5 protein-coding genes are annotated in these 7,092 nt (G+C 69.4%); all 5 read left to right on the forward strand.

The genetic code is table 11. The features are described 5' to 3' along the window. Positions 1-415: ABC transporter ATP-binding protein (locus PKE44_RS10365; RefSeq protein ID WP_324550786.1), on the forward strand; the 415-nt coding region annotated here is incomplete at its 5' end. Positions 416-483: 68 nt separating this feature from the next. Further along, positions 484-1,332, forward strand: coding sequence for a dienelactone hydrolase family protein (locus PKE44_RS10370; RefSeq protein WP_324550788.1), 849 nt, complete (start codon positions 484-486; stop codon positions 1,330-1,332). A 169-nt stretch (positions 1,333-1,501) separates the two neighbouring features. Continuing rightward, the gene (locus PKE44_RS10375) at positions 1,502-1,636 is read left to right on the forward strand and encodes a DUF3149 domain-containing protein (protein WP_324550791.1); all 135 of its coding nucleotides are present in this window, start codon (positions 1,502-1,504) and stop codon (positions 1,634-1,636) included. Positions 1,637-2,739: 1,103 nt separating this feature from the next. Further along, the gene (locus PKE44_RS10380) at positions 2,740-3,957 is read left to right on the forward strand and encodes an efflux RND transporter periplasmic adaptor subunit (RefSeq protein ID WP_324550794.1); all 1,218 of its coding nucleotides are present in this window, start codon (positions 2,740-2,742) and stop codon (positions 3,955-3,957) included. Positions 3,958-3,973: 16 nt separating this feature from the next. Further along, positions 3,974-7,092, forward strand: a 3,119-nt coding sequence (locus PKE44_RS10385) for an efflux RND transporter permease subunit (protein WP_324550796.1), incomplete at its 3' end; no start/stop codon positions are given.

Raw genomic sequence — 7,092 nt, forward strand, 5'->3', positions numbered from 1 at the left:
GGCGGCGGTCGAGGCGGCGCTGGCCGCGACCGGGCTGGCCGCGCATGCGCAGCGTCAGGTCGCAACGTTGTCCGGCGGCGAGCGCCGGCGGCTCGGCTTCGCGACGCTGCTGGCGCAGGACCCGGCCGTGCTGCTGCTCGATGAGCCGACCAATCACCTCGACCTCGGTTATCAGGTGCGCCTGCTCGATGCGCTGGCCGCGCGCGTCGCCGCCGAGGGGCGCGGCTGGATCATGGTCAGCCACGACGCGACGCTGGTCGCGCGCTTCTGCACGCATGTACTGCTGGTCTACGGCGATGGCCGCACCGCCACCGGCGGGCCGCAGCTGCTGTGCCCGCAGCAGCTGTCGGCGCTGTACGGCCACCCGGTGCTGCGCCTCGACGGACCGCTCGGACCGGTGTTCGCGCCGGGCTGAGGGCAGCAGGCAGCGTCTATGCTCCCGGCTCCTCACGCTTTTTCCCCAGCCTTGCAGGAGTTTCGCCGATGACGCTTCCGCCCGAGGATCGCTCCCGTCGCCAGTTCCTGAGCGCGCTCGCCGCCGCCGGCTTCGCTGCAGCGGTGCAGCCGGTCTGTGCCGATACCATCCTGACGCCGACCGACGGCCTCGATGCCGGCATGGACCGCGTCGCCGCCAACGACGGTTTCCTGCCGGTCTACCGCGCCGTGCCGCAGGGCAGGAAGAACCTGCCGCTGATCCTGGTCGTGCAGGAGATCTTCGGCCTGCACGAGCACATCAAGGACATCTGCCGGCGGCTGGCGCGGCTCGGCTACTGCGCGATCGCGCCCGACCTGTACTACCGCCAGGGCGACGCGACCAAGGTCAGCGACATCCCGACGCTGCTGAAGACCATCGTCGCCTTCGTGCCCGACGAACAGGTGCTGCGCGACCTCGATACCGTCGTGCGCTGGGCGCAGGGCAGCGGTTATTACGATGGCCACCGGCTCGGCATCACCGGCTTCTGCTGGGGCGGGCGCATCACCTGGCTGTACTGCGCGCACAACCCGCAGGTGCGCGCCGGCGTGGCGTGGTACGGCAAGCTCGAAGGCGAGGAGACGGCGATGACGCCGCAGCACCCGATCAATATTGCCGACTCGCTGCAGGTGCCGGTGCTCGGCCTGTACGGCGGGCAGGACGCCGGCATCCCGCAGGATTCGCTCGGGCGCATGCGCAGCCGCCTCGCCTCGGCGCACAGCCAGTCCGAGATCGTCATCTATCCGGACGCCCCGCACGCGTTCAATGCCGACTACCGCCCGAGCTACCGCAAGGCTGCGGCCGAGGACGGCTGGCGGCGCATGCGCGAGTGGTTCTCGGTGCACGGCGTCAACGTCTGAAGCCCGGTCTGCCTGTCCGGCCGGCAGGACGCGGTTCCGCCGGCCGTTGCTCCCGAAATCCGCTCCCGCGAGGATCGCGTCCTGCCGCTGCGGCTGCGAATCCGCATGGCGGTCCGCAGCCGGCAGGCGGACGCTCACGCGCATTTCCAACCCCTGCGCGGAGCCTGCGATGGACACCCTGAAGCTGCTGTTTTCGGACTGGACCGGCATCCTGTCGGCGCTGGTCATCCTCTTCATGCTCGGCATGGGCGTGTATTTCGGCTGGCTGTTCATCGGCAGTTCGGGCGACGGGCCGAAGTCCTGATCCGGGCTGCCGGCCGTCGTGCCCGGGCTGCATCCTCCGGGACCGGCCCGGCTTTCGCGATGCGGGCCGGTCGACGGACGTTCGAGCGCGTCCGCCGGATGCAAGGACCTGATGCATTCCCGCTTGCAGTGCGCCGCTTCCGGTTTCCGGACGGTGCCGGCCGGTTTCCGCATCCTTCACCGCCATGCCCCGGTGGTTTCCGGTAATTCCGCATCAGGATTTGGCAGTGATTGCGATCCGGCGGATTCCCCAGTGAATCTCCGGCGAGCTTCCGGGCAGGAAATCGCCGATGCCGCCATCGGTCGCCCGCATCCGGATCGTCATCCGATGCGAATGGACAATTGCCGCAGCGCAAGAACGGATATCGTTTCGCGGGAGATGTCCGGCCGGAATCGTCCCGAATGGCGGGTCCGGAATGCCATGAGCCGTCTGATACCCATCACGACTTGAATGCCCGGTCATTTCATTCCCTTCCCCCTCGCCGGGAAGGGATGGGAGAGCGGGGGATAAACCACGCATTCACGCGGGATCGGCCTGAGCGGTACATCAGTGCGCATTGCGGACCGTGCCGGATTCCGCGGTCAGCAATGGCCATGCCGCGAACGGCCCGACGCCTGTCCGCCGAAACACCTGAAACTGAAGGGTTTGCAGCAGTTGCCTGCCGCCTGCGCCGGAGCGCCGCGACGCGCGCCTCCGCGGGCAGGCGCCGAGGGCGGACGGACCGGATGCGCACCACCGGCTCCGCTTGCGGCCTCCCCGCAGGTCCACCACGGCGGCTTCCGGTATCCGCACGGCATTGCACGGACCTCAAGCCCTGCGCAGATGCCTGCCTATGCAGACATCCAGTATCAGCCATACGGATTTAATCGTGAGTTAGCCGCTTCACCGGCCGCATGCCGATCGACAAAGCCAGAGCCGGCGCAGGTTTAGCGGTGCGGCGAGCGGCCGCGTGCACGTGTCCGCCGGCTGTCGCAACCGTGTAACAGCGTGTAATCGCCTGAACTTGAACGGGCTTTCCGGGTTCATGATCAAAAAATCCATAACGAGAACCCTGCCGTGCCGGTCCCCCCTGTGTCCGCCGGTCCTGCCCGAGACTTCCCCCCATGCCGCAATCCCGCAAATCCGAATGGCCGCTGATCCTCGGGCTGGTGCTGCCATTGTCGCTGGTCGCCGTCACGCTCAGCGGCTGCGATGAGCCGCAGGCGGCCGTGAAGCCGGCGGCGCCGGCGCCGGTCGAGGTCGGTGTCGTCGAGATCCGCCCCGAGCCGCTGACGCTGACCACCGAACTGCCGGGACGCACCCGCGCGCATCTGGTCGCCGAGGTGCGCCCGCAGGTCGGCGGCATCATCGAGCAGCGGCTGTTCCGCGAAGGCGCCGAGGTCGGCGCCGGCGAGCTGCTGTACCGCATCGATCCGGCGAGCTTCCAGGCGGCGTACGACAGCGCGAAGGCCGCGCTCGCCAAGGCGCAGGCCGACATCCGCTCGGTGCAGCTGAAGGCCGAGCGTTACAAGGATCTGGTGCGCATCAAGGCGGTCAGCGATCAGGACTACGACGACGCGCGTGCGGCGCTCGCGCAGGCGCAGGCCGAGGTCGAGGCCCAGAAGGCCGCGCTCGAGACCGCGCGCATCAACCTCGACTACACGCAGGTGCGCGCGCCGATCGCCGGGCGCATCGGCCGCTCGTCGGTGACGCCGGGCGCGCTGGTCACCGCCGACCAGACCACGGCGCTGGCGACCATCCAGCAGCTCGATCCGGTCTACGTCGATGTGCAGCGCTCCAGCACCGAATGGCTGGAGCTGCAGCAGGCGCTGAAAAGCGGCCGGCTCAGCCACCCCGGTGCCGACGGCAGCATCACCGTGCGCCTGAAGCTCGAAGACGGCAGCGATTACCCGCAGACCGGCAGGCTGCTGTTCTCGGAGGTGACGGTCGATGCCGGCACCGGCGCGATCACGCTGCGCGCCGAATTCCCGAACCCGGACCAGCGCCTGCTGCCGGGCATGTACGTGCGCGCGGTGCTCGAAGAGGGCATCGCGCAGCAGGCGCTGCTGGTGCCGCAGCGCGCCGTCAGCCGCGATGCGCGCGGCAAGGCCAGCGCGCTGGTGGTCAATGCCGACGGCAAGGCCGAGCGCCGCGATCTGGTCACCGAGCGCGCGGTCGGGGACCGCTGGCTGGTGACGACCGGCATCGCCGCCGGCGAGCGCGTGATCGTCGACAACCTGCAGAAGGTCAAGGCCGGTGCGCTGGTGAAGCCGCTGCCGTGGTCGGCGCCGAAGCGGGAAACCGCCGGCCTGCGCCCGCTGACCGATCTCGATCCGATCTGAGCCGGAGCGCGCGACCATGGCCCGATTCTTCATCGATCGCCCGATCTTCGCGTGGGTGATCTCGATCACGATCATGCTCGCCGGCGCGCTGGCGATCTTCACGCTGCCGATTGCCCAGTACCCCGACATCGCGCCGCCGACCGTCGCGATCAACGCCACCTATCCCGGCGCCTCGGCCAAAACCATCGAGGACTCGGTGACGCAGGTCATCGAGCAGAACATGAAGGGCATCGACGGGCTGCAGTACATGAGCTCGAACAGTTCGTCCGCCGGCACCGCGCGCGTCGAGCTGACCTTCTCGGCCGACACCAACCCCGACATCGCCCAGGTGCAGGTGCAGAACAAGCTGCAACTGGCGCTGGCGCTGCTGCCGCAGGCCGTGCAGTCGCAGGGCGTGACCGTCACCAAGTCGGCGAACAGCTTCCTCGCCGTCTACGCCTTCGTGTCCGATCGCGACGACGTGACCGGCACCGACATCGCCGATTTCGTCTCGAACCAGGTGCTCGACCCGATCAGCCGCATCGACGGCGTCGGCGAGACGACGCTGCTCGGCGCCAGGTACGCGATGCGCATCTGGCTCGATCCGGCGAAGCTCGTGAAGTACGCGCTGACGCCGGCCGACGTGAAATCGGCGATCGAGGCGCAGAACACGCAGGTCGCGGTCGGCCAGCTCGGCGACCTGCCGGCCGCGCCCGGCACCGGTCTGAACGCGACCATCAACGCCCGCAGCCGCCTGCAGACGCCGGAGCAGTTCCGCGCCATCGTGCTGCGCAGCGCCACCGACGGCGCCACCGTGCGCCTGTCCGATGTTGCGCGCGTCGAGGTCGGCGCCGAGAGCTACTCGGTGCTGGCGCGCTTCAACGGCCGCCCGGCCGCCGGCCTCGCGATCCGGCTCGCCTCGGGCGCCAACGCACTCGCGGTCGCCGAGGCCGCCGAGGCGAAGATCCGCGAACTGGAGCGCTTCTTCCCGTCCGGCATCCGCGCCGTGATCGCCAACGACACCTCGCCGTTCGTGCGCCTGTCGATCGAGGAAGTGGTCAAGACGCTGATCGAGGCGGTCGTGCTGGTGTTCGGCGTCATGTACCTGTTCCTGCAGAGCTGGCGCGCGACGCTGATCCCGACCATCGCCGTGCCGGTCGTGCTGCTCGGCACCTTCGGCGTGCTCGCCGCGCTCGGTTACTCGATCAACACGCTGACGCTGTTCGCGATGGTGCTGGCGATCGGCCTGCTGGTCGATGACGCCATCGTCGTCGTCGAGAACGTCGAGCGCGTGATGGCGGAGCAAAAGCTTTCGCCGCTCGAAGCCACGCGCCGGTCGATGGACCAGATCAGCGGCGCGCTGATCGGCATCGCGCTGGTGCTGTCGGCGGTGTTCGTGCCGATGGCCTTCATCCAGAGTTCCAGCGGCGTCATCTACCGGCAGTTCTCGGTGACCATCGTCTCGGCGATGGCGCTGTCGGTGCTGGTGGCGCTGACGCTGTCGCCGGCGCTGTGCGCGACGCTGCTGCGGCCGCTGCCCGCAGGCCATCACGCCGGCGGCCACGGCCGGCTCGGGCGCGCGTTCGCGGCCTTCAACCGCGGTTTCGGCCGCACGACCGACCGCTATGCCGCGGCCGCCGGCGGCATCGTGCGCCGGCCGCTGCGCTTCGTGCTGCTGTACGTGCTGCTGCTCGGCGTGCTCGGCGTGCTGTTCCTGCGCCTGCCGACGAGCTTCCTGCCCGATGAGGACCAGGGCACGCTGTATGCGCAGATCACGCTGCCGGTCGGCGCGACGCAGGAGCGTGCGCTCGACGTGATCGCCCAGGTCGAGAACTACTTCCTCGACCACGAGAAGGACGCCGTGCGCTCGGTGTTCGCGGTTTCCGGCTTCGGCTTCGGCGGCAACGGCCAGAACGTCGCGACCGCCTTCATCAAGCTGCGCGACTGGAGCCTGCGCGACCGTGACGAGCTGCGCGCCCCGGCGATCGTCGAGCGCGCGACGAAGACGCTCGGGCGCATCCGCGATGCGCAGGTGTTCGTGATGAACCCGCCGCAGATCCGCGGCCTCGGCAACTCGACCGGCTTCGACGTGCAGATGCAGGACAGCGGCGGCGTCGGTCACGAGGCGCTGGTGGCGGCGCGCGAGCGCTTCCTCGAACTCGCACGTCAGGAGCCGCTGCTGACGCGCGTGCGCCCGCAGGGCCTCGATGACACGCCGCAGCTGCAGGTCGACATCGACACCGCCAAGGCCGGCGCGCTCGGGCTGACGATGAGCGAGGTCAACGACGCGCTCGGCACCGCACTCGGCGGCGACTACGTCAACGACTACCTCGATCGCGGTCGCGTCAAGAAGGTCTACGTGCAGGGCGACGCGCCGTTCCGGATGCGGCCCGAGGACATCAGCCGCTGGTACGTGCGCAACGGCGACGGTGCGATGGTGCCGTTCTCGGACTTCTCGCATGCGTACTGGGTCTACGGCTCGCCACGGCTGGAGCGCTTCAACGGCAGCTCGTCGATCGAGATCGTCGGCGAGGCCGCGCCGGGGCGCAGTTCCGGCGAGGCGATGGCGGCGGTCGAGCGGATCATGGGTCAGATGCCGCAGGGCATCGCCTACGAATGGACCGGCCTGTCGCGGCAGGAGCGCCAGTCCGGCTCGCAGGCGCCGTATCTGTACGCGGTGTCGGTGCTCGTGGTGTTCCTGGCGCTGGCGGCGCTGTACGAGAGCTGGTCGATTCCGTTCGCGGTGCTGCTGGTCGTGCCGCTCGGCGTCATCGGCGCGGTCACGGCCACCGAGCTGCGCGGGCTGGAGAACGACGTGTACTTCCAGGTCGGGCTGCTGACGACGATCGGCCTGTCGGCGAAGAACGCCATCCTGATCGTCGAGTTCGCGCACGAGCTGCAGCGCAAGGGCATGGGCCTGATCGAGGCGACGCTGTCGGCCGCGCACCAGCGCCTGCGGCCGATCGTGATGACCTCGGCGGCGTTCATGCTCGGCGTGCTGCCGCTCGCGATCAGCACCGGCGCCGGCTCCGGCAGCCGGCATTCGATCGGCACCGGCGTGCTCGGCGGCATGCTGTCGGCAACCGTGCTGGCGCTGTTCTTCGTGCCGCTGTTCTTCGTGCTGGTGCGCCGCTACCTCGGCGGGCGCGAGCGTGC

The organism is Plasticicumulans sp. (genome assembly GCF_035331805.1).
GTDB lineage: Bacteria > Pseudomonadota > Gammaproteobacteria > Competibacterales > Competibacteraceae > Plasticicumulans.

Excerpts from the sequence above, each read along its gene's own strand:
- PKE44_RS10370 (WP_324550788.1), top strand. The coding sequence starts at position 484 with ATGACGCTTCCGCCCGAGGATCGCTCCCGTCGCCAGTTCCTGAGCGCG.
- PKE44_RS10375 (WP_324550791.1), top strand. The coding sequence starts at position 1,502 with ATGGACACCCTGAAGCTGCTGTTTTCGGACTGGACCGGCATCCTGTCG.
- PKE44_RS10380 (WP_324550794.1), top strand. The coding sequence starts at position 2,740 with ATGCCGCAATCCCGCAAATCCGAATGGCCGCTGATCCTCGGGCTGGTG.